21 protein-coding genes are annotated in these 23,524 nt (G+C 65.1%); 8 read left to right on the top strand and 13 right to left on the bottom strand.

What is annotated here, in order from left to right; genetic code table 11:
• Window positions 1-68: 68 nt before the first annotated feature.
• From ACDC67_RS10935 to ACDC67_RS10910, 6 genes are all read right to left on the bottom strand, one after another.
• Complete coding sequence (locus ACDC67_RS10935; RefSeq protein WP_376693080.1) at window positions 69-2,840, bottom strand: serine/threonine-protein kinase; 2,772 nt, start codon at window positions 2,838-2,840, stop codon at window positions 69-71.
• Between the two features lie 141 nt (window positions 2,841-2,981).
• The gene (locus ACDC67_RS10930) at window positions 2,982-4,172 is read right to left on the bottom strand and encodes an ABC transporter permease (protein WP_376693079.1); all 1,191 of its coding nucleotides are present in this window, start codon (window positions 4,170-4,172) and stop codon (window positions 2,982-2,984) included.
• On the bottom strand, window positions 4,169-5,119 hold the full coding sequence (locus tag ACDC67_RS10925) for an ABC transporter ATP-binding protein (protein ID WP_376693077.1): 951 nt from the start codon (window positions 5,117-5,119) through the stop codon (window positions 4,169-4,171). Before ACDC67_RS10925 ends, ACDC67_RS10930 begins: the two co-directional genes overlap by 4 nt.
• A 104-nt stretch (window positions 5,120-5,223) precedes the next feature.
• Window positions 5,224-6,207 (bottom strand): PPC domain-containing protein, encoded by a 984-nt coding sequence (locus ACDC67_RS10920; protein WP_376693075.1) that lies wholly within the window; start codon window positions 6,205-6,207, stop codon window positions 5,224-5,226.
• A gap of 111 nt (window positions 6,208-6,318) precedes the next feature.
• Window positions 6,319-6,492, bottom strand: a complete 174-nt coding sequence (locus ACDC67_RS10915; protein WP_376693073.1) for a hypothetical protein — start codon at window positions 6,490-6,492, stop codon at window positions 6,319-6,321.
• Window positions 6,493-6,574: 82 nt separating this feature from the next.
• Window positions 6,575-8,461, bottom strand: a complete 1,887-nt coding sequence (locus ACDC67_RS10910; RefSeq protein ID WP_376693071.1) for a gamma-glutamyltransferase family protein — start codon at window positions 8,459-8,461, stop codon at window positions 6,575-6,577.
• A 132-nt stretch (window positions 8,462-8,593) separates the two neighbouring features.
• On the opposite strand from ACDC67_RS10910, the gene ACDC67_RS10905 reads away from it, so the two are divergent.
• Both ACDC67_RS10905 and ACDC67_RS10900 read left to right on the top strand, forming a co-directional pair.
• Entirely contained in the window at window positions 8,594-9,235 is a 642-nt protein-coding gene (locus ACDC67_RS10905; protein WP_376693069.1) for a DUF6498-containing protein, read from the top strand.
• Between the two features lie 18 nt (window positions 9,236-9,253).
• Complete coding sequence (locus ACDC67_RS10900; protein ID WP_376693067.1) at window positions 9,254-10,258, top strand: hypothetical protein; 1,005 nt, start codon at window positions 9,254-9,256, stop codon at window positions 10,256-10,258.
• A 45-nt stretch (window positions 10,259-10,303) separates the two neighbouring features.
• On the opposite strand, the gene ACDC67_RS10895 is transcribed toward ACDC67_RS10900, so the two are convergent.
• Window positions 10,304-10,978 carry a glutathione S-transferase gene (locus tag ACDC67_RS10895; RefSeq protein WP_376693066.1) on the bottom strand — a complete coding sequence of 225 codons (675 nt, stop codon included), beginning with the start codon at window positions 10,976-10,978 and terminating at the stop codon, window positions 10,304-10,306.
• Between the two features lie 42 nt (window positions 10,979-11,020).
• On the opposite strand from ACDC67_RS10895, the gene ACDC67_RS10890 reads away from it, so the two are divergent.
• From ACDC67_RS10890 to ACDC67_RS10875, 4 genes are read left to right on the top strand one after another with little or no spacing between them, the layout of a single operon-like run.
• On the top strand, window positions 11,021-11,377 hold the full coding sequence (locus tag ACDC67_RS10890; protein ID WP_376693064.1) for a hypothetical protein: 357 nt from the start codon (window positions 11,021-11,023) through the stop codon (window positions 11,375-11,377).
• Between the two features lie 7 nt (window positions 11,378-11,384).
• Window positions 11,385-12,218: an endonuclease VIII gene (gene nei / locus ACDC67_RS10885; RefSeq protein WP_376693063.1), complete on the top strand. Its 834-nt coding sequence runs from the start codon at window positions 11,385-11,387 to the stop codon at window positions 12,216-12,218.
• Window positions 12,215-14,998, top strand: a complete 2,784-nt coding sequence (locus tag ACDC67_RS10880; protein WP_376693061.1) for a hypothetical protein — start codon at window positions 12,215-12,217, stop codon at window positions 14,996-14,998. The genes nei and ACDC67_RS10880 overlap by 4 nt, the downstream gene beginning before the upstream one ends.
• 29 nt (window positions 14,999-15,027) lie before the next feature.
• Entirely contained in the window at window positions 15,028-15,663 is a 636-nt protein-coding gene (locus ACDC67_RS10875) for a glutathione S-transferase family protein (RefSeq protein ID WP_376693059.1), read from the top strand.
• A 295-nt stretch (window positions 15,664-15,958) separates the two neighbouring features.
• On the opposite strand, the gene ACDC67_RS10870 is transcribed toward ACDC67_RS10875, so the two are convergent.
• On the bottom strand, window positions 15,959-18,661 hold the full coding sequence (locus ACDC67_RS10870; RefSeq protein ID WP_376693058.1) for a CHAT domain-containing tetratricopeptide repeat protein: 2,703 nt from the start codon (window positions 18,659-18,661) through the stop codon (window positions 15,959-15,961).
• A gap of 9 nt (window positions 18,662-18,670) precedes the next feature.
• Between ACDC67_RS10870 and ACDC67_RS10865 the strand changes: the two genes are divergently transcribed.
• Complete coding sequence (locus ACDC67_RS10865; protein ID WP_376693056.1) at window positions 18,671-19,123, top strand: hypothetical protein; 453 nt, start codon at window positions 18,671-18,673, stop codon at window positions 19,121-19,123.
• Window positions 19,124-19,148: 25 nt separating this feature from the next.
• Here ACDC67_RS10865 and ACDC67_RS10860 read toward each other — a convergent pair whose 3' ends face one another.
• The 4 genes from ACDC67_RS10860 to ACDC67_RS10845 form a co-directional block, all read right to left on the bottom strand.
• Window positions 19,149-19,745: a hypothetical protein gene (locus ACDC67_RS10860; RefSeq protein WP_376693054.1), complete on the bottom strand. Its 597-nt coding sequence runs from the start codon at window positions 19,743-19,745 to the stop codon at window positions 19,149-19,151.
• Window positions 19,746-19,889: 144 nt separating this feature from the next.
• Window positions 19,890-20,498: a hypothetical protein gene (locus ACDC67_RS10855; protein WP_376693052.1), complete on the bottom strand. Its 609-nt coding sequence runs from the start codon at window positions 20,496-20,498 to the stop codon at window positions 19,890-19,892.
• Between the two features lie 3 nt (window positions 20,499-20,501).
• Window positions 20,502-21,134 (bottom strand): hypothetical protein, encoded by a 633-nt coding sequence (locus ACDC67_RS10850; RefSeq protein WP_376693051.1) that lies wholly within the window; start codon window positions 21,132-21,134, stop codon window positions 20,502-20,504.
• A gap of 68 nt (window positions 21,135-21,202) precedes the next feature.
• Window positions 21,203-21,799, bottom strand: coding sequence for an RNA polymerase sigma factor (locus tag ACDC67_RS10845; RefSeq protein WP_376693049.1), 597 nt, complete (start codon window positions 21,797-21,799; stop codon window positions 21,203-21,205).
• A 157-nt stretch (window positions 21,800-21,956) separates the two neighbouring features.
• On the opposite strand from ACDC67_RS10845, the gene ACDC67_RS10840 reads away from it, so the two are divergent.
• Window positions 21,957-22,937 carry a YcjF family protein gene (locus ACDC67_RS10840; protein ID WP_376693048.1) on the top strand — a complete coding sequence of 327 codons (981 nt, stop codon included), beginning with the start codon at window positions 21,957-21,959 and terminating at the stop codon, window positions 22,935-22,937.
• Here ACDC67_RS10840 and ACDC67_RS10835 read toward each other — a convergent pair.
• A complete protein-coding gene (locus ACDC67_RS10835; RefSeq protein WP_376693046.1) occupies window positions 22,915-23,487 on the bottom strand; it encodes a helix-turn-helix transcriptional regulator in 573 nt (190 codons plus the stop codon). The genes ACDC67_RS10840 and ACDC67_RS10835 overlap by 23 nt on opposite strands.
• Window positions 23,488-23,524 lie beyond the last annotated feature (37 nt).

Genomic DNA, 23,524 nt, shown 5'->3' with positions numbered 1-23,524 from the left:
GCGCGTGTCGCCCGCACCCGTTACTCCAAACGGGTGCGGGCAACCTTTATTGGGGTGACGTGCAAAAATTATTTGGGCGACGCTTCGGAAGCGGCGAGGTTCTGAAGTCGCTGTCGCAGATCATCCAGTTCCGGGCCGGCCTCCGCAAGCCAGCTTTCGATGTCCGGTTGCAGTTTCTCGATGCGGTCGGCTTGGCCGTGCTGTCGGTAGAGCTCAAGCAAGCGGATTGTCGATGCCAGGCTATCCGGGCTCGGCTCGGTCTCGTCATTCACCGTTTGATCGATCTCTTGTTGCCGGTACATCCTTTCGCTGCTGTAGTCGCCTGCCTGGCGATGAATGTCGGCGGCCAGGCGCAGGGTGTCCAGTAGCTCGGGATCTCCGGGCTCGAGTTCTCTTCGGCGGACATCCAGTGCAGGTTCGAGGTGGGCCAGGGCCTGCTCGGGCTGGCCGGCCTCCAGGGCGGCGCTGGCCGCCAGGTCGCGCGCACTGAGCGAATCGGGATGGCCCCTGCCGAGCAGCCGCTCGCGCCAGATGATGACCGGCTCGATTTCCTCCAGCGCCCGTTGCGGACGGTTGGTGCGCATGTAGAGCTGGGCGAGATTGTGCCTGGAGCTCAGGGTGATCGGGCTGTGCGGGCCCCAGGCCTCGCGCGTGAGCCGGAGGATGTCTTGCATCATGGCCGTGGCCTCGTCGAAGCGGTCGAGGTCCATGAGCGTGACGGCCATGTTGTTCATCACGCGCAGGGTGGAGTCGTGGCGGCGGCCGTAGTGGCCTGAGAGGATGTCGTAAACCTCGCGCTCGACTTCCAGGGCCGCTTCGGACCGGCCCAGGTGGCTCAGTGCGGCGCCAACGTTGAGCAGGGCGCTGTAGTAGGAATCTTCGTGGGGCTCGAAGTGGCCGCGTGCGCGCTCGACGGCGGCGCGGAAGTGCTCCAGTGCTTCCTCGATGCGGCCGGACAGGGCGTGGACGTAGCCCAGGGTGTTGATGGCGCGCACGGTGTCGGCGTGGTGCGGCCCCAGTTCCTGTTCGGCGCGATCGATGTTCTCCAGCGCGACCTCAAGCGCGCGCTCGTTCTCGCCGGTGCGGACCAGGTGGTTGGCGAGGCTGTCGTGGGCAGCGTGGCGCAGGCGCAGCTGGTCGGGCTTGTCCGAGTCGAGTCGCGCCATGATTTCGTCGAGCTGGGCGCGCGCGGCATCGAACTCGGCCTGGCGGGAGAGCAGGCGGTAGTACTGCCGGCGCGCCTCGAGGGTATCGGTGGCGGCCGGGCCCAGGGCGTCGAGCCGCAGATCGACCACGCGCTTTGCCAACGGCAGACTGTTCTCGACCATTCCAGCGTTGAAGTAGATGTCGCGCACGGTCTCGAACAGGTCGGCCTGCAGGCGCGGTTCGTCGGCGAAGTCGGTCTCTACATTATCGATGGCGCGCTGCATCATGAACTCGTCGAGCAGGTCCTGGGCCAGGTCGGTGGGGTTTATCCGGCCGACGGCCAGGTCGAAGGCCTCGATGCCGGCTGTCACGGTTTCCTCGTCGGCGTCGTGGCTGAACGACTGCGCGTGCTGCTGCCGCAGGCGGTCGACGAAGCTCTGGCCCAGCTCGCGCGGCTGCAGGTCGCCGAGCATGGACTGCTGGAAGTCGACCATGCGTTCGAGCTCCGCCGATCGGGCCTCGGCGATCTGCTGCTGCTCGCGCGCCTCGCTCATGCCCCGGATCGCCAGGGTCAGGCCGGCGGCCAGCGACAGGGTCACCAGGCTGGCGGCGGTCACGGCCAGGGCGTTGCGCTGCACGAATCGCCGCGCGTGGTAAAGCCGGCCGCCGTTGACCGCGCGCACCGGCTGACGGGCCAGGTAGCGGCGGATGTCGTCGGCCAGTTCCGGCACGCTGGCGTATCGCTGTTCGCGGTCGTGGGCGATGGCCTTGAGCGCGATGGCGTCGAGGTCGCCCTTGAGCTGGCGAACGAGCCGCCCCGGCGTGGTGCGGCGATGTTCGGCAGCGTGCTCGAGATCGGCCTCGTCGGACTCGAGCAGGCGTGAGGGTGCTGCCGGGCGTTGTTCGGCCAGGCGCTGGCGGATGACGTGGGTGTCGGTCTCCCTGAACAGCTGTGAAGGATAAGGGCGGCAGTCGGTGAGCAGCTCGCACAGGATCACGCCCAGCGAATAGATATCGGCGCGCATATCGATGCCGACGGTCTCGTCGAACAGCTCGGGGCTCATGTACAGCGGAGTCCCGGTGGTGCCCTGGTGACGGCGCTCGCTGGCCGAGCTTTCGGTGGCGGCGATGCCGAAATCGATGATCTTCGGGCGGGGTACGTCGTCGACGCGGGCGACCAGGATGTTGGCGGGCTTGAGGTCTCGGTGGACCAGGCCCTTCTGGTGCGCGTGCGTCACGCCCTGGCAGATGCGCACGAACAACTCCAGGCGCTCGCGCAGTCCCAGGCGGTGGCGGGTGCAGAACTGCGTCAGCGTCTGCCCCGGCACGTACTCCATGGCGAAGTAGGGATAGCCGTCGGGGTTGGTGCCGGCTTCGAAGATCTGCGCGATCGCCGGGTGGTGCATCTGCGCCAGCGCCTGGCGCTCGACCAGGAAGCGAACCTCGCTGGTCGCGCTGCGGATCTTCTGCTGGATCAGCTTGATCGCGACCTGGCGTTCGACCGGTTCGAGCTGCTGGGCGAGAAAGACCTGGCCCATGCCGCCGCTACCGAGCTTCTCGATCACGCGGTAGCCCGGCAGCTTCAGTTCTTCGTCCGCCGCGCCTGCTTCGATGCCACCCGCGTCCCCGCGCTGTGCGTGGGTAGCCGCCTCATCGAGTCGGGTGCGGTCGTCGTCGCGTCGGTCGTGGCTCATTGCGGGCCGCTCTCCCCGGGAGCGTCGAGCATCCTGAAAAACCCATTATGCACGACTCGTCTGCACCAGCCCGACCCGGCCACCTGGTGCCGGTCGCGCTTGCCCAACGGAACAACCGTCAGGCGTGTTCGGTGCAGCCGTTCAACTCTTCCAGAACCAGCGCCACATTTCCGCGTAACTCGGTTCTTTGCCGTACATCATCATGCCGGCAGCGAATATCTTGCCGGCCGCGCGCCGAAACAGCCATGCCGTCGCCGCAAGCAGTGGCAGGGCAAGCGCGATCTCCCACCACGCCACGCTGGTCATGACCATGCGGGCCGGCAGGACGGCGTAGCTGGTCAGCGGGAACACGCCGAGGAACTGGATCAGTGCGCTGTCGGGATTGACGAGCGTGAAGAACGCCAGCCCGACGGGCAGGAGGGGCAGCATCATCCAGCCGGCCTTCTGCGAGGTGTTGGGGTCGTCGATGGTGGCCGCCACGCCGGCCAGGAAGGCGTTCCACATCAGGATGCCGAGTAGGGCGAGGACGACGAACAGGGCCAGCAGGAACGGGTCGACCAGTTCCAGCCCGGCCGCGAACGGTGCCCCGAACCAGGTCAGGATGGTCGCGCCGATCAGGGAGATGAGCGCGTAGTAGACGACGTAAACCAGGCCGATGCCGGTAATGCCCAGGATCTTGCCGTCGATCCATGTCTGCGGCGAAATCGCCGAGACCACCTGTTCGGTGATGCGCTGCTGCTTTTCGGCGGTGATGGCGGTGAACTGGTAGGCAAAGCCCATGAAGACCGCGATCAGGACCAGGCCGATCGCCACGCCGGCGACGATGCGGTCGGCGCGGCTTGCCTGTGGCTGGCTGCGGAACTCGGTTGCGAGCGCCATCTCGCCGGTCAGTTGACGGTAGGTCGCCTCGTCGATGTCGAGGCGGGTCAGCATCAGTCCGGTGCGGGCGTCCTGCAGAAACTCCTCCAGAATCCAGCGCCACGGCCGGTCACCGGCGGCAATCAGGCGGGCCTGGTCGGTGGATTCGATCGACAGGATGCCGCCGATCTCCTCTTCTTCCAGCATCTGGATCAGGCTGTCCCGGTCGGCGTCGCGCCGGTCGAGGAAATTCAGGCGCGGGCTGTCCAGGTCCGCCAGTTCGAACGGTCCGGTCTCGACTACGGCGATATCCGGAACGCTGAGCGCATCGCGTCCGAGATAAGTGGCCACGGTGCCCCCCAGCGCGCCGAAGATCAGCATGAAAATCGTGCCCTTGATCATGTCGGAGAGCTTGAAGAAGCGCTTGAACTCCCAGCGCGCGACGGTGCGAACCAGCATCAGGCGATCGCTCATGACTGGCCCTCCCTGGTGTTGGTGCTTGCCGGGCCGTCGCCGGACCCGCCGAAGTTGCGGATGAAGATCTCGTGCAGGCTGGGCGTGAGCGTGGTCAGTCCGGTCAGGCGCCCGGCGCGGGCGAGATCGGCCAGGACGTCGCCGAGTTCGGCATCGTCGTCGAGCTGGATTTCGATGCGGCGTTCGTCGACCGGCTCGACCTTTGCGACGCCGGCCGAAGCGTGCAGGCTTTCGGGGGCGACGGGATCGGCGTAGTCGATGACCAGCCGGCTGGCGGAGGCCGTGCGGCTGCGGATTTCATCCAGCGTGCCGCACAGCCTCGCCTGGCCCTGGTGGATCAGCAGGATGCGATCGGCGATCTGTTCGACCAGCTGGAGCTGGTGGGCGCTGAGCAGGATGGTCATGCCTTCGTCGCGCAGCTCGCGGATCCAGGCGCACATGCGTTCCTGGTTGATGGGATCGAGGCCGGAGAAGGGTTCGTCGAGAATGGCCAGGCGCGGCTCGTGCAGGATCGAGGCGATGAACTGCACCTTTTGCTGGTTGCCCTTCGACAGGCTCGAGACCTTGTCGTCGGCGCGCTCGGCCAGTTCGAGGCGCTCCAGCCAGGCCAGGGCGCGCGGGCGCGCCTGCTCGGGGCCGCAGCCGCGCAGCGAGGCGAGGTAGAGCAGGCACTTGAGCACGGTGGCATCCTGGTAGAGCCCGCGTTCCTCGGGCAGGTAGCCCAGGCGCCGGCGGTCGAGCCGGCCGTGGTCGAGCAGCGCCGGGGCGAGTTCGATCCGGCCGGCGTCGGGCTCGATCAGGCCCATGATCATGCGCACGCTGGTGGTCTTGCCGGCGCCGTTGGGCCCCAGCATGGCGAAGATCTCCCCGGCATCGACCGCGAACGACAGCGCGTCCACGGCGCGGACACCGGCGAAATCCTTGGCGACGCCCTCGAAACTCAGCATGCAACTTCTCCACTCGGATGCAGTCCGGGAGCGTATTCGTTCCGGCACTCGTTGTCGTGTGCCATTGGTCAGCCCTTCGCGTTCGGGCTGACCAAGGTGCCGGCCTACTTGAAGATCGTCAGCTCGAACTCGCCCTGGCTGTCGGCCAGGCTCGTGACGTGGATCGTGTAGGTGCCGGTTTCCGGCAGGGTGGTGACGGCCATGCTGTTGGTGCCGTCGCCGCCGTCGTCGTCGCTGACCAGGTTGCTGCCGTCGGGCCTGGAGACGTAGAGCATCGCGTCGAAGGCGTTCGACTTGAGCTCGATGGTCAGCGTCTCGCCGGCCTCGCCCTCGAACTCGAAGCTTTCGTAGCGCTTACCGTTGTAGGCGCGCGCCGAGTCGTTGTCCAGGCGTCCGTCGTATTGCGCAGCGGCTTCGCTGGACAGTTCGGTAACGCTCAGCTGGTAGCGGCCGGTGCTCGATCCGAACGTTCCGGCCGTGATGGTGATGGTCTCGCCGTCCGCTTCGAACTGGTGGTACAGGCGGCTGTTGAGGCCCTCGTCCCCGCCGTCGTCGTCCGTTCGCTCGTTGCCCTCGGAGTCGACGACGGTCAGGAAGGCGTCGAAGTCGTAGGACTTCAGGTCGATGACCACCCGCGTGTCGGCCGAGCCGACCAGCTGGTAACGATCGCCGCCGCCGGACGCGTCGTCGAGCTGTCCTTCGACGGTCTGGCCGATTTCGATCGTGCCCGGTGAGGGCAGCGTGCGTGCAACCACGCGATAGCTGCCGGAGCCGCCCATGAGCGCGGACGCGACGATCTCCACTTCGCCGCCCTGCTCGAACGTTCGCACGAAACCGGCGTTGATGTCCTGGTAATCGTCGTTGACGAGCGTGTCGCCGTTGGGCAGTGTGGCGTTGACCACGGTGTCGACGCCTTCGCCGATGACGATGACTTCGACCGTCTTGCCGGCTTCGACTGCAATCGTGTGGCGGTTGGCGGACGGGTCGCCGTTTTCGCTGAATTCACCCGACTCGGAGAAAAACTCCTGCTGGGCGGCCAGCCCGCTGCTCAAAAGCACGGCGGCGATCGCTGTAATGGCTCTGTTCATGATTCCGGTGTCCCTCGGGATATTGTTGGTCGAGCGATTATACGGCGGCGGCGACTCGACGACTGCCTTCCAGGCGCGGCCGGGCCGAGGGACATGCCGTGATGGTCTGCCCTATCGGGCGCAGTCCGGCTGGCTTTCCAGCCAATGCACCGCGGCTTCCAATGCATCGTCGGGCTTGACCTTCTCGTCGGGCTCGACCTTCGGATGATGGATATTGCCGTGGCGGTCGGCCATGTAGCCGATGGGGAATGTGATTCGAAAGCCATCCGATAGCGGTCGCCTCACCCGAACTCGAGGTGCGGGTGAGACAAGCACGGCGATGGGAAGGTCGTTGGATGCCGGTTGGGGAGATCCGAACGTTGTATTCCTACCAGGCGATGCCGTAGTCCTCGCCGTAGTCGCTGGCGCCGCCCTGCATGGTGCCGTTCTCGAAGTCGAACCAGATGGCCTGGGTGGGGTTGTAGACGCGATCGACCCGATCGACGTCGTAGCCCATCTTGCGCAACTGGCCGGTGGTGTAGGGCGAGAGCGAGCGTGGCACTTCGATGCGGCCCGGCTCGGCCTGGTGGGCGCCGAAGCTGCTCTGCATCTGGTAGCTCATGATGTTCTGCTTGCCCTCGGCGGCCTGCTGCACGTTCATGTCCCATTCGACCATGTTGAGAAAGAACTGCAGCAGGTTCTGGTCCTGGGTGTCGCCGCCCTGGACGGAGAAAGCCATCAGCGGCTTGCCGTCTTTCAGTGCCATCGAGGGCGTGAGCGTCACGCGCGGGCGCTTGCCCGGCTCGACCACGTTGTAGGGGTTGAGTGATTTGTCGAGCACGAAGCTTTGCATGCGCTGGCTCAGGCCGATGCCCGACTCGCCGGCGATGAAGGCCGGCACCCAGCCGCCCGAAGGCGTGACGGAAACGACCCAACCCTCGGCGTCGGCGGCCTGGATGGCGGTGGTGCCGGCGCGGAAGCCTTCCTCGAAGGACAGGGTGCTGGCCTGCTGGAAGCCTTCCTCGCCCTCGGCCTCGGCATCCGGAGGGACGAGCTGCCAGCTCTGGCGAAGTTCTTCGAAGGGATTGTCGCCGTCCTGGAACTGGTACGGGTCGCCCGGCAGGTAGTCGGTCAGGTTACGGTCGTCGCGGATCAGCTTGCGGCGCTCGGCCGCGTATTCCTTCGACAGCAGCCCCTCGACGGGCTCATCCGGCGGCATGTAGGGGTCGCCGTAGTAGAAATCGCGGTCGGCGAAGGCCAGGTTCATGGCCTGGTAGAGGGTGTGGATGTAGCGCTGGGAGTTGTAGCCCATCGCCTTGAGGTCGAAGCCTTCGAGGATGTTGAGCGCCTGCAGCATCACCGGGCCCTGCGTCCAGGTGGTCAGCTTGTAGACGTCGATGCCGCGGTAGTCGGTGGTCACGGGTTCTTCGAGCTTGACCTCCCAGTCGGCGAGGTCTTCCAGCGTGAACAGCCCGCCGGCCTCGCGCGTGGCGCGCACGATCTCGCGAGCGATGTCGCCGGTGTAGAAGCGGTCGTAGGCGGCGTAGATGGCCTCCTCGCGACTCTTGCCCTCTTCCAGGGCCTGCTGCTCGGTTTCGACCAGTTTCCGGAGGGTCTCGGCCAGGTCCTCCTGGACGAAGATTTCGCCCTCGCGCGGGGCCGCGCGCTGGTCGGGGTCGTCCGGGTCGTGGTTCGGCAGGAAGACTTTCCGCGATGCGGGCCATTGCGCGAGCACTTCGCGCCGACGTTCCATGTTGTCCGCCTGGGCTTTCTCGATCGGGTAGCCGTCGGCCATCTCGATGGCCGGGGCCAGCACGTCAGCCAGGCTGAGCTTGCCGTACTCGGCCACCATCACCATCAGGCTGCCCGGGGTGCCGGGTGTCACCGCGGCCAGCGGACCGTTTTCCGGCGGGTACTGCATGCCCTGCTCGCGGAAGAACTCGGGCGTGGCGCCGGTGGGGGCGACGCCGACGCCGTTGACGCCGATGACTTCGCCGGTTTCGGGGTTGTAGATCAGGGCCTGCGTCTCGCCGCCCCAGCCGAGCGTGTCCCACATGGTGGCGGTGGCGGCCAGCATGGCCGCGGCGGCATCGACCGCATTGCCGCCCTGGTGGAACATCCGCGCCCCGGCCGTCGCGCCCAGCGGCTTGCCGGTTACCGCCACCCAGTGCTTGCCGTGCAGGATGGGTTTGCCGGTGTCCTGGGCCGAAACCGATGCGATGCATGCAGCCCAGGTCAGCGCGAAGGTCGCAAGGGTGAGCGAAAGGCGGTTCATGGCTTGTTTCTCCGACGGGAAGTGCCTGCATGATAGCAAGGGCCTCGTCGGACAGCGTGTGCGCCACCGAGCAGTGGCAGGAAACTTGCGTAGTTGTCGTAAGTGAGTCCTGGAACCATTCCGGAAAGGCCATTGCTCGACAAACGCGCGCATCTGACGGCCCTGCTGCTGGTCGCCGCCAACCTGGTGCCCCTTGCAGGCGTCTTCTACTTCGGCTGGGCGGTCTATGAAATCCTGCTGCTGTTCTGGGCCGAAAACCTGATCATCGGTCTCTACACGCTGGCGCGCTTCGTGACGGTCTATCGCCGCAACGGGGACGGCAGCGTGTGGTTGCTCATGCCCTTTTTCTGCTTTCACTACGGCCTGTTTACCCTGGTTCACGGAGCGTTTGTCATGACGGTGTTCCGGCCGGAGGCCCATGACGGCGGCCACGCGCTCGGGCTGTGGATTCCGTTGCTGGCGCTGCTGGTCAGCCACGGTGCCTCGTACGTGATGAATTTTCTCGGCGATGGCGAGTACCGGCGCACGAGCGGGAAGGACTTGATGGTCGCGCCGTACCGGCGGGTGATGATTCTGCACGTCACCATTGTCGGCGGCGGTTTTCTGGTGAGCTGGCTGGGCGAGCCGCTCTATGCACTGGCGCTGCTGGTCGTGCTCAAGATCGTCATCGACGTGGCCGCTCACCTGGCCGAGCACCGTCGCGAGCAGGCAGCCGAGCGGCGCAAGCGGGAAACGGGGCGGGCCGACAGCCATATCTTTCGCAATTGGGATTGAAACAACCGGGAGGATTTTATGAGCGCGACGCCGAAGATCGATGTCGTTGAACTGATCGAGCGGATTCAACCCCGTATCGATGCCGTTGAGCAAGAGCGCGAAAGGTCTCGCGCGCGCCTGATTCGCAACCTGGCGCTGATAGCCGCCGCTGCCGTGATTTTAGCGCTGGTCGTGCTGTTGACCGATGCCGGATTCGGATTGGCGCTCGTACCGCTGATCCTCGCCCTCGTTGCCGGTCTCGTCCTGCTTCAGCGCGCGCAGAAGCGCTGGTCGGCCGCCGCCCAAAAGGAGTTGGTGCCGCTGGTGTGCGAGTCGATCAGTGACGATCTCGAGTACCGCAACGCACTCGACTCCCATGACTTCGTCGCGCCGTTCGATGCGCTCGACCTGGTCGGCAGCTGGTCGCGCGCGGACCTGGCCCACTTGATTCGCGGTCGACACCATCAGACCCGCTTCGAGATGGTGCATGCCACGCTCGAGCGCGTCAGCCGCGACAAGGACAGCAACGACAGCACGAGTACGGTGTTCCATGGGCTGCTTGGCCGCGTGGAGCTGCCGATGAGCGTCGATCCCGGTTTCAGCATCCGGCCCAACTTCGGCTGGTTCATCAAGAAACTCACGCCAAAGACCATCCCGACCGGCGATGCCGAGTTCGACGAAACCTTCCTGGTCACCCCGGAGCGTGGCGCCGAGCTCGATTCATCGCAGGTCGAGGCCGTGCTCACGCCGGAATGGCGTCGGGCCCTGTTGGCCATAAACGCGGGCGAAGGGCGCCAGGTCAACAACCGGCCCGCGCTGGCTGCCGGATTCAAGTACGACAGCTTCTATTTTTCCCTCAGCCGCTATGAAGTCGGTCGGGCGCTCGGCCCGATCAAGACCGAACGCGCCCGGCCCTTTCTCGACGTGGGCCATGTCCTGGCCAGGGAATCGCGGCTGGTGGACGGCGTGGAGACCATGGTCGATGACGTCTGCGTCATCCACCGCATCATCGATCGGCTGGAACCGGCGCTCTATAAGTTATAAGGTGAGTGACGGGGTACACTAGGCCGGGCAGCCGGGCAAGAGCGCTCAGGCCGGTCCGTAGTCGTAGTCACCGCCGACTTCGAGCGCGCGCTGGTAGGCGGGCCGGGCCTGGAATCGCCGCACGTATTCGAAGATGTGCGGAAAGGTCGTTTCATCGACCGTGCCGCGGGCTGTCGCGGCCTCCAGCGGAAAGCTCATCTGGATGTCGGCCGCCGTGATCGATTCACCGGCGAACCATTCGTGTTCGGCCAGATGCGCATCGACGAACGTGAAGTGTGTGCGGATCTGCGGGTCGGTGAAGGTCCGGTCCACCTGGGCGGCGATGCCGGCCGCGACCGGGCGAACGAACAGGGGTGAGCCGGTGCGGACCTTGGTGAACACCAGCTTGAGCAGCAGCGGGGGCATCAGCGAGCCCTCGGCGTAGTGCATCCAGTAGCTGAATTGCCAGTAGCTCGGGTCGTCGGGTGACGGCGCCCACTTGCCGCCGCCGTAGCTGCGCGCGAGGTACTCGATGATGGTCGCCGACTCGGCCAGCACCCGTTCGCCGTCGGTGATGACGGGTGATTTGCCGAGCGGATGAATCGAGCGAAGCTCCGGCGGCGCGAGGCTGGTTTTCGGGTCACGCTGGTAGCGCTGCACCTCGTAGTCGGCGCCGAGCTCCTCGAGCAGCCAGAGGATGCGTTGGGAACGTGAATGTTCCAGGTGATGCAGGGTGATCATGGGTGGCTCCCGTTGCTGAAGCGGTCATGGTAGCTTGTTGGCATGCAAATGATCGCCAAGTACGCCACGCGTTCGGAAGCCGAAGAGCGCGCTGCCTTCCTGCGTTCGCGCGGGATTGCCACGCACGTGACCGACATGACCTCGCTGCGCCTGAACCTGGCTCACCAGGGCCGGTTCCGGGCCGCGCTCTGGGCCGTGCTCCCGGAGCAGGCGGAGGACGCCGAGGCCTTGCTCGAAGATCCGTCTCATCGCGCCAGCACCGCGCTCAATGACCATGAGTTTCAGCGCCTGGAGGGCGAGGGCGCCGATGCGGCGCGGCGTTCCATGATTCGCTGGCTGACCATCACGGCGCTCGGTCTGGCCGCGCTGGCGGCGCTGGTCGTGGCGCTGGGGCTCTAGCGCTTCCATGCCTGAGGGGCCGGAAATGTACCTGACGGCCCGCAAGGTGGCCGGGGTTCTGGGCGATCATGCCCTGAGCGAAGTCTGGTTCGCCTTCGATCGGCTCAAGCACTGGTCGGAGCGCTTGGCCGGGCAGTCCCTTGAGTCGGTCGACACGCTCGGCAAGGCGCTGCTGCTGCGCTTTGCCGACGGCACCACCATCTACACCCACAACCAGCTCTACGGCCGCTGGCTGTTCGCCGAGGCCGGCCGCCGGCCCGACACCAATCGGCAACTGCGCCTGGCATTGTCGACCGAGGAGCGCTCGGCCTTGCTCTACAGCGCGTCGGAAATCGAAGTCATCGAAGCCGGCAGGCTCGGTGAGCATCCCTTCATTGCACGCGCCGGCCTGGACATTCTCTCCAGCGGTGCCGATGTCGAGCGCGTGGTCGAATGGATCGGGCAGGCGCGCTTCGCGCGCAAGCGCCTGGGCCACCTGCTGCTCGACCAGGGGTTCCTGGCCGGCGTGGGCAACTACCTGCGCTCTGAGATCCTGCACGTTGCCGGCCTGGATTGGCGGCTGCGGCCCCGCGACCTGGACGACAACGCGCTGTCCGGCCTGGCTGAGGCCGCGCACACCCTGATGTGGCGCTCGGTCGATACCGGCGGGCTGACCAACGATCCGCAGCGCGTCCGCGAGCTCGAGCAGGCCGGCTGGCACCGGCGCGACTATCGCCACTTCGTCTTCAACCGTGACGGTCAGGTATGCTTTGCCTGCGACTCGCCCATCGAGCGTGTCACCGTCAGTAGCCGCCGGCTCTATCACTGTCCGGTCTGCCAGCACCCGAAGAATCCGACTTGAGCGCCGAATTGTTGACACCCCTGTTCTCGTTCACCCGCAAGGATCGGGAACTGGGCGAGTCGACCCTGCAGCGCGTTCGGCGGCGCGAAAGCGCCTTGATTGCTGCGTTCGCGCGTCGGGCTCCGCATATTCCCCTGGTGCAACAGCGCACGGGCGAGGACGACTCGGCCCTGGGAACGGCCGGTTTTGCCGACCTCGAGGCCCGTCCGCGCCGGATTTTTCCGACCGACAACCTGGCCGTGACCTATGTCGAGCTGGAGTTTCGCTACCTCTCTTCGCGCGATGTCGCCTACCGCTTGAACCTGGGGCGTACGCGCCTGTTTGCCCGCATCGAGGATCCGCTCTACCTTGACCGGCGCTGGCACAGCGTCGAGGCCGTTCGGGGCGACGATGCCCTGCGCGAGGCCTATTTCCGCAAGATTTTCGGCCTGATGCAGGCGCAAAGCGACTGCAACCGGGACCTGGGCGCCTGGTGGCGGGACTACTTCCTGCCCGACTCGGGCGGCAGCGACCGCGATCTCCTCTCGGCGATCCAGTATTTCGACCACAACCTGCGCACCCGTGCCCGCCTTCCCGATTCCGGCCGAAGCCGCTTCCAGTCGGCGATGCAGAATTTTCATCCCGGCGAGCAGCTGCCGCGGCAGGGACCGTTCGCCCTTCGGCTGTCGGTTCGGCCCCATCGTCACGACGACGGCAGCCACAGCCAGTCGGTCACCAGCGTGTTCGTGGGCACCACGCGCGGCATTCCGTTTCGAGCCGCGAACGGCCGGGTGCGGTTTCTCGCGCCGGGCAACGCTTTCGAGCGTCGTTTCCGCGAGCACGTCGACGCCGCTGCCCGGGAACGGCTGTCCGACCTGGCGCGAAGCTCCTGGCGCCGCAATGCCGAGGAGCGAATATGGGGCGGCCCGGGCGAGTGCGAAGCCTACTTTCACAACCACGCATCATTCGTCATCAAGGGGCTGACCTACCGGGTGGAACGCGGCGCCGACGGCGGGCCTCGCGTGATGGGATCGCACCGCAACGTGGCGGTCTATCGCAACGAAGGGCATCGACTGGTGGTCAAGGCCGTGCCGTTCGAGACGGTGGGCGACCTGGTCCGCCTGATCCAGGCGCATCAGTACGTTCACGGCGTGCAGGCGCCGGCGTTGCTGGCCCAGGCCTGCGCCCATCCCGAACTGGCCGAGGAAATCCTGTCCACGGTGACCAGCCCCCTCAGTGCGGTCAGGCCCGCCGGCCCCGGCGACCCGTCGTCGGCGAGAAAGGCCCTGGGAGAAGACTGGAGCGCCTTGTTCAGGCGCAACCTGGGGCCGCTTCTGCACCGGGTCACGGTCGATTTCGAGCACAAGCTGATGCTGACCGTGCTCGACTGGAGCGCCGGCGGCATGCTCTCTGACCTCGACGCGCGCAAGCGGCTGATCGAGGATTGTCCGCTCAGCCATCGCCTGCGGATGGCGGCCAACCTGTTTCAGAACGGGCACGAGATGCTGGCCGACGACGTCACCCACACCGACCTCAAGCCCGAGAATATGCTCAACCTGCCCGGCGGCGCCTTTCGCGCCCAGCAGCGGGCAAGGACGGACGGCTGGCCGGTTCTCGACCCGCTCGACATCGATGAGCTCCAGCGCGGTGAGCGAGCGATCGAGGGAGACTTCTCGGGGATCCATTTCGGGCGGGAGGGCGCCATCGACAACCTGCCGCGCGGCGAGGGCCTGCCCACCTCGATCCATTATTCGAGCTGGAAGTTCACCAGTCTCGGGCTCAGCGACGGTTCGATGCCGATGGTGCTCAAGGGGCGGGAGGTGGCAATGCCGCCGATCGACACACTGCTGCTCGAGCAGGACATTGCCAACCGCGGTACCACCGCCTGGGAAATCGTTTACGGCTCCCTGGTCGACTGCATTCCACCGGCCGAGGAGGCGCGCCGCAGGGCGTCGCACCATGCAGCGCGCGAGCGCATCACCGGGCCGCTGGAGCGCGTCATCCGGCTCAAGCGCCAGGGGCGGGAAGATGATCCGGTCGCCAGGCGCGAACTGCGCGATGCGCTTCGCACCTGCGACAGCCGCCTGCTCGACGTGGCCAGCCTGCGGTCGGAAACGATCGATGCCAAGCGGCGCATCACGCCATTGCTGCAGAGTGCTTGCGACAACAGCGCGGGCCAGGCGGTCTGGCTGGATACCCGGATCATCGAAATGCTCGATCACCTGGCCTGCGACTTCAGGCGTCGCGACGTCACCAGGGCCCAGGTCGCCAAGCTGTATCGAACGGCCGAGGCGCTCTTTCGCGCCGAGGCGAGGCGGCTCGAACACGCCGATCACCGCACGGCGGTGACCCGGCGTCTGAGAATGGTGGCCTACATGCAGGCGCGCGGACTGCACTTCAATCCGGACTGCGGTCTGCTCGGGCTGGAGCGACTGCCGGAGCAGCTGGAGCGGGCCAGGGCGCTGGTCGATCGCCTGCCCGATCCGCGCCTGGCGCTGAGTGAGTTCGGCCAGACCTGGCGGCACGTGCAGCAGTGGGATGGCGGCATTGCCCAGGCCCTGGAGCACCTGGAGGAAGCGGCGGGTGAAGCACCCGAGCGCCCCGACGAGGCGGCCCGCAGGGCACTGGACGAGCTCATCCAATCGGCGATTCGGAAGGAACACGACACGCGCTGCCGTCTGGAGTCGAGAGCCGAGGAGGAGAAGATGAGGCCGCCGTTCCTCGGCTTGTTCGAGCGCCGCCGGATTTGCGTTGACCAAATGGATGGTAAATTCCAGTTCAGCCACAGCGTCGATCCCTGAGTGCCGAACAAGACCGTTAGGATGACAATATGAAACTGCACACATTCCCCGAAGCCCCGAGTCCGCGCCGGGTCCATCTCTTCCTGGCCGAGAAGGGCCTGGAGATCCAGCAGGTCCTTGTCGACATGCGCAAGGGCGAGCACATGAGCGACGCCTTCGCGGCGCTTCATCCCGACTGCACCCTGCCGTTACTCGAACTCGATGACGGTACTTGCTTGAGTTCCTGCGCGGCCATCTGCCGCTATCTCGAGGCGCTACAACCCGAGCCGCCACTGCTGGGAACCACGCCGGAAGAACGTGCCCTGATCGACGATCGCGACCGTTGGGTCGAGATGAACGGCATGCTGGCCGTGATGGAGGGGTTCCGGAACGCGGTCGGGGGCATGAAGGATCATGCGCTGCCGGGGCGCCGTCCGGTGGCGCAGATTCGGGAACTGGCCGAGCGCGGTCGGCAGCGTTTCGAGTGGTTCATGAATGACCTCGACGACATGCTCTCCGGTCGGGACCATGTGGCCGGCAACGATTTCAGCGTGGCCGACATCACCGCGCTGGTGACCATCGACTTCGGGCTGCGCGGCATGAAGATGCAGCTCCCCGAGGATGCCGCGGCGCTGAAGGCCTGGCACAAGCGCGTGTCGAGCCGCCCCGCGATCAGCGGCAAGTAAAACGCCCGAAGCGCGGTGCACTTCGGGCGTTGCTGGGAGAGCCCTGGAAACCTCTCAGTCAGGGAGAGTCGCGGGTTCGGTCATTTCGGGCCCACGCAGGGCAGGGCGCCAACGCCAATTGGCTTTCGCTGAAGATTCCGGTGCCGGACTTGCCGATCGCGACCGCGCGCGAAGCAACGGGTGCGTTGCCTTGAGCTTGCGGGGTTGGTCTGCGATCGGGCATCGGTCGTCGGCATGCGATGGTCTTGCCCGTGTACTGCCGCCAGAGCGCGAGTTCTCTCACCGTTATGGCGTGTCAGTCATCCAGCGAGGTGCCGGTCAGTACGAAGCCCGCCCAGTAGTAGGGATGGGCCGTCTCGCGATGCTGTCGCATGTGCCGCTGCGCTGCGCCCAGCGCCCCGGCCGGTGATTGCGCCTCGATCAGCAGGTGGCGATAGAAGACCTGCATGAACTCGGCCGTGCGCGCATCGTCGATCTTCCACAGCGTGCTCAGTACATTGCGCGCGCCGGCGACCATGAACGGGCGGGCCAGGCTGAGTGCGCCGCCGCCGGCCGGCACCGGCCCGGTGCCGGTTTCGCAGCCGCTGAGGACGACCAGCTGCGCATCGAGCGAAAGTTCGGCGATTTCCATCGGGCGCAGCAGCGAAGGGCCGGGACCGTTTTCGTTGGCCAGCAGCAGCGCGGATAGTTCCGGGTAGTGCAGGTCGACCAAGCCGTGCGTGGCGATGTGGACCAGGGAGTAGCCGCCGAGGCCGCCTGCCAGCAGAAACTGCCGCGACGCCGTGCGCCCGGTGCGGATTCGCACGTCGACCGCGGCGGGATCGAGCTCTCCGAGCAATTGCGCTTCGCGCTGCGTGCCCGGTAGCCGGGCAAGCAGGCCGCCTCGCATGAGTTGCCTCGCCAGGCTGCGTTCCGGCAGCGAGCTGGCCGGCGCCCCGCCGGATTGCCAGCCGGGATTGGCGACCAGCATCATCCTGGGTTTGGCGCCAAAGCTTGCCGGCGAAGCGGGTAAGGCGTTGTCCATCGCGGCGATGCGGCGCAGGGCGAGGCGCTTGCCGAGCGGCGTGCCGTCGTTGACGAGCAGGCTGAACGGCAGGCCCTGCAGGTTGCCGTGCGGCTCGATCAGCAATTCGTCGGAGCGAGCGATCATTTCGGAGGCCGGTTCGACGAGCATCCCGCCCAGCTCACCGGCCAGTCGGCCGATGGCGCCGACGGCCTGGCGGGGGTGGCGCAGGCGCGCCAGCAGATCCGATACGAGTGCTTCGATCCGCCCGGAACCGGGCAACTCGAACATCCGGGACCGCTCGGACGAAATGGCCCAGAGAAAGCTTCTATCCTCCATCAGATAGAACGTGAGAAGCAGCTGATGCGCTTCAAGCCGCGAGCGGACCGCGGCAAGCGATGTCCGCGCGCCTTCCGGGCCCCTCCCTTCGAGCTGCCGCAGGCGGGTTTCGAGCCGGTCGATGGCCAGCAGCAGCTCCTGTTCGTCCGGTTCGTCTCTGTCGCCAGCACCGACGAGTCGCCGCTCGTGCAACTGCGTCATCAACGCGCCGTGCCGGTCGAGCAGGCGACGCCGGTCGGATCGCTTCAGCCCGCGGCGATGGGCCCTACGCAGGTCGATGGTTTCGGATGCCCGCACGCGGGCAGTGGATTCCCAGGCCTGTTCCGGCCGGTCCATTTCGACGAGCAGGCGAATATGCCTTTCGTCGATGCGCCCGAGCGTCGCCGACATCCCCAACCGGCGGACGTTGCCTAGGGATTGCCCGCGCAGCGCCAGGGCCCGATCAAAGGCCTGCGTGCTAGTCTCCAGGCGGGCCGCGTCGCCACCGGCGGGCAGCTCGAGGAGGGCATCCAGGGTCAGCAGTTCGTGAAAGACCCGCTGTGTGTCGCGGAAGACCGACAGGGCATCGTGCAGTATTCGGCGGGCTTCGTCGTGGCGGCCGTCGGCGATCAGCGCCACGCCCAGGCGGTAGGCCACGATGGCTGATTCGCCCGGCTGGCCGAATTCAGCCATGGCGTTGCGGACGGCACCTTGAGTCTCGATCGCGCGATCAGGGCTTCCGGCGAGTAATGCTACGTGCGCCCGCCGGCTCTCCAGCATCAGATGCTGGCGCGAGTCCGGGCGATCGGCGATGAGGGCCAGCGCGTTGTCGATCGCCGCGATGGCTGCCGGAAAGTCGGCCAGTTCCTGCTCGAGGTCGGCCAGGTTGCGCAGGGCGCGTAGGCGGGCGTCGAGATCCTCAGGCTTGAGCTCGACCGCTTCGTGTGCGAAATGCAGGGCGGCATCGATATCCCCGAGATGGAAGTAGATCTGGCTGAGACGGACGCGAACCTCGCTCATCCAGCGACGCGCGCCGTCGGCGTCGAATAGTTCCATGGCCCGAGAGAGGATCGGCAGGGCTTCGTCCAGCCGGCCCTGGCGGATCAGCAGGCCTGCCAGATTGTGCCTGGCCTCGGCGCCGGTCCGCGCACGGTCCACGTGACCTTCCAGCGCCAGCAGGTTGCGCCAGTAGCGTTCGGCCAGCGCCACCGCGCCCTGCTTGCGGCGCACGATTGCCAGGTTGTTGAGGGTGTTGAGTGCCCAGGTCAACTCGGCAGCGCCGTCCATTGCCACGTCGGGTTCGACAGTGGGCTTGATGTCGCGAAGGTCGACGGGGCCTTGCAGGATACTCAGCGCAATCTCGAAATGCTCGGCTGCTGGCAGAAGCCTTTCCCGGCGCATCTCGAGTAGCCCCAGGTTGTTGTTGATGGCGGCAACGTGGTGTCGATCATTCAGTTCGATGAATATTGACAACGCCTGCTCGAAGTGAACACCGGCTTCATGTAGTCGACCATTCTGCAGCGCCACCAGTCCCAGACCGTTGGTGGCCGATCCCTGCCCGAATCCGTCGCCCAGGACGACGAAGAGATCCTTCGCTCTCAGAAAAAGCTCGGCAGCTTCTTCTAGCCTATCCCTGGCCCGGAGCAGGTCCGCCAGTTCGTAGCTTGCGATGGCCAACCAGACGTCGTGTTCGCTGCGCTCGAAGGCATCAATGGCGGCTCCAAAGTCATCGACGATGATCCCTCTCTGGCTTTCGTCGCCAAAGTATGCAGCGAGTCTCTGGTCGATCGCCGACGCCAGCCCCGCTATTCCGTCGCGCGGAAGATCCTCGGGGCAGGTAGAGATCTGGACATCGGCTTCGCTGATCTCGACGTCTTCGAGAGCGCGAAATCGGATAGCGTGGGTAGCAGCTTCCGGTGGGGGAAGCAGGTATCGGCCATGGCGGCCAAGCCAGCTTCCCGCTCGACGCTGCAGCTCTCCGTAGTCATCTATGTACTCTGCGATAATGTCCACGCCCTGGTTCTGTATCTGAACGCAGGGCGCGGTGGATTCAAACAAGCCTGCGGGCTGGAGTTCGAAGCCTTGATTCTCTACAGACCAGCCACCTTCAGACAGCGCGAGCGCGACCGCAAGGAGTGATGGTCGCAGAGCTGCTTGCATTTCATCAGTTTTGCGGCTCATCGCTGCCAGTGCCATGCCCATCGCCCGGGGGGCCGCTTATTTCAACGGGCTCGCCGATTCCGAGGGTATTTACACGCCAATAGACTCTATGGCCCGAAGAGTTCTTGCAAGTGCTGAAGAGAATCTCTTCGGGTGGTTCGGACCCCCAAAACTGAGCCAAATCCGACTCACATGATTCGGCGTCGTTGCTCAGAGAATGAATGGTAAGCTCCTTCCATTCTCCGGTGCTGCTCCCGTTCGGTTGGTCCCAAAACCTGACTCGAATCTCTTGGGCTTCGTCTGATTGCTGAGGATTGTGCAGCATCCCGTCCAGAGAGTGCACTTGGGCGCTTCCCTGAGTGTCGTAGTCAACAATGATAAAAGATACTAGTCCTGATGAGAGCCGATCGACCTGGATCATGTCGCCGGGCATAAGAGGGTTCTCAAGTTGTTCCTCACAAAGGCCACCTGACAGCTTGTTGCAGCCGATGATATGCCAAGTTTGGCCAAAGAGCTCAGTCGTCTGAGACTGGGCATGAACTGGTAGTGAAAGTACTGCCAGCAAAAGCCCTATGGTAAGAATGGTTCTTCTCAAGATCATGGATCGCTCCTTCTGTAGTTGTAGCAACTAGTCTTCTATCGAGTTTATCGGTCAGCAAAAACTGAGCCTATCAGTATCGGATGCCGGAATTAGCGCCCGACAATTCGCTACATGCTCCGAACTTATATGCGCTCGTTCTCGCAATCAATTCGATTGCCCGCCGCCGTCGCTGCCGGTACCGTGTCCGCTTCCCGGTGGCCCGTAGGGCTGAATTTCGCCCCAGTCGACTTCAACAAAAGTGGTGTGATCTCCGGGCAGAATCTGCCAGTAGACCAGGGAATCTCGTTCGCACTCCGATTGGGCTTGTGTCTCGGAGAATCCCTGACCAAAGCGCTGTCGCAAGTACTCTACGCATTCGTTCAGTTCCTCGCCTTCCGGTGCTCCATCGATATGCAGGGCAGAGATGATCGCCGTCTTCATTTCTTCATTACCGTCCTCCCCGTAGTCGAGAAACGTGATGGCAACGCGTGGCGGGTTCTCGTCCAGATCGAAGTCCAGTGAGCGGCCGGCGAGTCGTAGGAACCCCTCGGGAACCGGTGTCGAGAAACGAAACTGAAGACCGTCCTTGAAGTGAATACCGAGTCGCGATCCCGGCTTTGGTTTGCGGACGTCGGTGCATGGACTGGACGCGTTGGCGCTCGTGCAGAAAGTGACTTCCCAGTCGAACCCGACCAGGGCCGGGTCTTGTGCGTCGACACTAGTGGCGAACGTTATCAGCGCCAGGACTGACGCGGTGTATACATGCTTCAACATGGCTTAGTGCTCCCTCAATTTGTAGGACTTCAAAGTTTGACCGCCTGGAGAACGGACGACGATCGATTTTAGCTCCCCAGCTTCCGGCAACATTACGGTGAGATAACCGCGTTCGTCCGGAGTCTGCGCTTCCCAGATCAGGTTTCCTTCGTCGCGTACGAGCTCGAGCTGGAAAGATGCGTGCGAATAGCCGGAAACATCGATCTCCAGTAGTGCCGGCCCCTTATGGCCGGTCAGTTGAAGCGTGGAGTCGGCGGGTTCCGGAAGCAGGCTGCGCTGTTCAAAAAGCGTGACCACTGGAATTCCGGCGCTCGGTGCCTGGAGATTGTCGATTCGCTCGTTTAGCTGTGACGAATAGAGTCCGAGCGCCACAGTTACGGCCGCGAAGGATGCCGCCAGCGCCCAGCCGAGGCGGGGCAGGGGCGTGCTACCGGATTGGCGCTTTGGCCGATCGGAGGAAGCGACGCGTTCGGTCTCCTCGAAGCCCCGCCTGAGCAGGTCTTCGGTCTGTACCCGTTCGAACAGGTCGTCGTCCTCGAGCATCTCGATTTCCAATTGGCGCGCGGTCTCGTCGTCGGCATGCCCCCGCACATATTCCTCGACGCGACGATTCCGGTCTTCGGGTGCATCGCTCATGCGGAATCACCGTTGCGTGGCATGGGTAGTACTGTCTTCATGGCTTCGAATCTCTCATCCATGGCGGGTCAGCGGACGATCAGGTTGCCGTCACCCAGGCGGGCTTCCAGGATCTGGCGAAACCGCTGCCTGGCGCGATAGAGCACGCGGTCGAAATGCGCCGGGGTCAGTTCCAGCGAGGCGCAGATGCTCTCCTTGGCTTCCTCGCGCAGGTAGAAGCGGCGCAGGATCTCGCGATCGCGCTCCTGGCCGAGTTCGTCGAGCAGGGTTTGAACGATCTTGCCGAGTTCGCGTCGTTCGAGACGATCGACCAGTAGCGGCTCGCGGGTGGCGGCGCGCTCGACGGCCTCGAAATCCGGATGGGTGTTTCGGCGAAAGTAGGTGCGCGCCTCACCCTTGGCCAGGTTGATGGCAGTTTGGTACAGGAAGGCGGCAAGCTTCTCGGGTTCGGCCAGGCCCTCATCGCGAAGGCGCTGGATGACCACCATCAGCGCTTCCTGGCGCAGGTCGGCGGCCAGTGAGGGTTCGCGTACGTGCCGGCGCAGGACGAACTCGATCTTCGGGCCATAAAAACCGGCCAGCGCCTCTTCGGCACTCCGGTCGCCCCGCCGGATTCGCAGGGCCAGGTCCACGGCCCGATCTTCGGTCTGCTGAGCGTCGTTCACATGCTGTCCCCGTCGGCGCGGGCGGGATCCCTCAACCCCGCAACCGCGCTGGTCACCGGATCGTATCACGGTGCGCCTGTCACGCCGATGACGCGGGTCCTTGAAGTTGCCGCCCGGAGGCCGTACTAATCATTTCAGAAAGCCCAAGGAGGCATCGATGACCGACACCCGCGAGCGCGACGGCGCGCTTTTGACCATCGCCCTGTTCGCCGCCTTTGCCGACGGCGCCAAGCACGAGCACGAACGCGAGGAAATCCGCAATATCGCCGAGTCGCTCTCGGGCGAGAACGCGCCGGATCTGCGCGCGCTCTACCAGGACGTGCTGCTCAAGCGCGTGAGCCTTGCCGATTCGGCCGGTTTGCTCACGGACCCCGGCGAGAAGCACCTGGCCTACGAAATGGCGGTGGGCGTATGCGATGCCGATGGCCGCATGACCGACGACGAGCGTCGGTTCCTCGACCGGTTGCGCGGACTACTGGGCATGGATGCCGACGAATCGGCACAGATCGAGCACGAGGCCGACCGCGTCGTGGACATGGTCGAGGCCGCCGCGCCGGCAACGGTGTCGAAAGCGGCAGCCACCCAGCCGCCGATCGGCAGCGCCACGGCGGTTGACGAGGTGGCCATGGACAAGACCATCCTCAACTATTCGATCCTCAATGGGGCGCTGGAACTGCTGCCGCAGTCCTGGGCGTCGATGGCGATCATTCCGTTGCAGATCCGCATGGTCTTCGGCATCGGCAAGGAATACGGCGTCGAGCTCGATCGCGGCCACATCAAGGAATTCCTGGCCACCCTGGGCGTGGGCATGACCTCGCAATACCTCGAGCAGTTCGGCCGCAAGCTCATCGGCGGTCTGCTGGGCGGAATGGCGGGGCGCGGCGTCGGTCGCGTGGGCCGCTCGGCGACCGGCATGGCGTTCTCTTTCGCCACGACCTATGCCCTGGGTCATGTGGCGCGGCGCTATTACGCCGGCGGCCGGCAGATGAGCACCGAGTTGCTCAAGTCGACTTTCAACGAGATGCTCGGCTCGGCCAAGCAGAAGCAGAGCGAGTTCATACCGCAGATCGAGCACAAGGCCCAGAACCTCGACATGAGCCAGGTCATGAGCATGGTCAAGGGCGGCGGTCGGATCTGACGGTCGTCGGGTCTTCGGGCATGGCCTCCGGATCGGGCAGCAGGAGGTCCTCGAGGAAGAAAGCCGACAGTTCCGAGCGGCCGGCCAGCCCGGCCTTGCGGTAGACGGCGCGCGCTTGTTCGCGCACCGTTCGCTCCCCGGTCTCGCGCACGGTGGCAATCTCCTTCAGGCTCAGGCCCTTGAGCAGGAGCAGGGCGATCTCGGCTTCGGCCTTGCTTAACTGCCAGGTCTCGAATTGATCCTGGATGGCTTCGCTCAATCCCCGTATGGTGGACCGGTAGCGTTCTCTCCAGCGGCGCGATTCAACGCGGGCCGAATCGAGTCGGGTGTTCATCCAACTCAACTGTTGGCGTCCTCGGATGACCAGCATCAGCAGCCAGGCGAACATGCTTGCCGCCAGCACCAGCAGAGCCAATTCCACCAGCACGTGGATCGGGTCGACGCCCTCGGCGGAGTCCGACAGGAGATCCCAGCCGATCAGCACCGCGATTGCGCCGAACACGATCAGCAGCAGCGGCGTTCCGGGGGAGGTGAATCTGTCATTCGACATATTGGGGGTCTCGTGGCCGACAGGTCATTTGCCGGAT

Origin of the sequence: Wenzhouxiangella indolica, assembly GCF_042310355.1 — a bacterium.
GTDB lineage: Bacteria > Pseudomonadota > Gammaproteobacteria > Xanthomonadales > Wenzhouxiangellaceae > Wenzhouxiangella.
The sequence above is the reverse complement of the archived record's forward strand: the minus strand, read 5'-3'. Positions and strand labels throughout refer to the sequence as shown.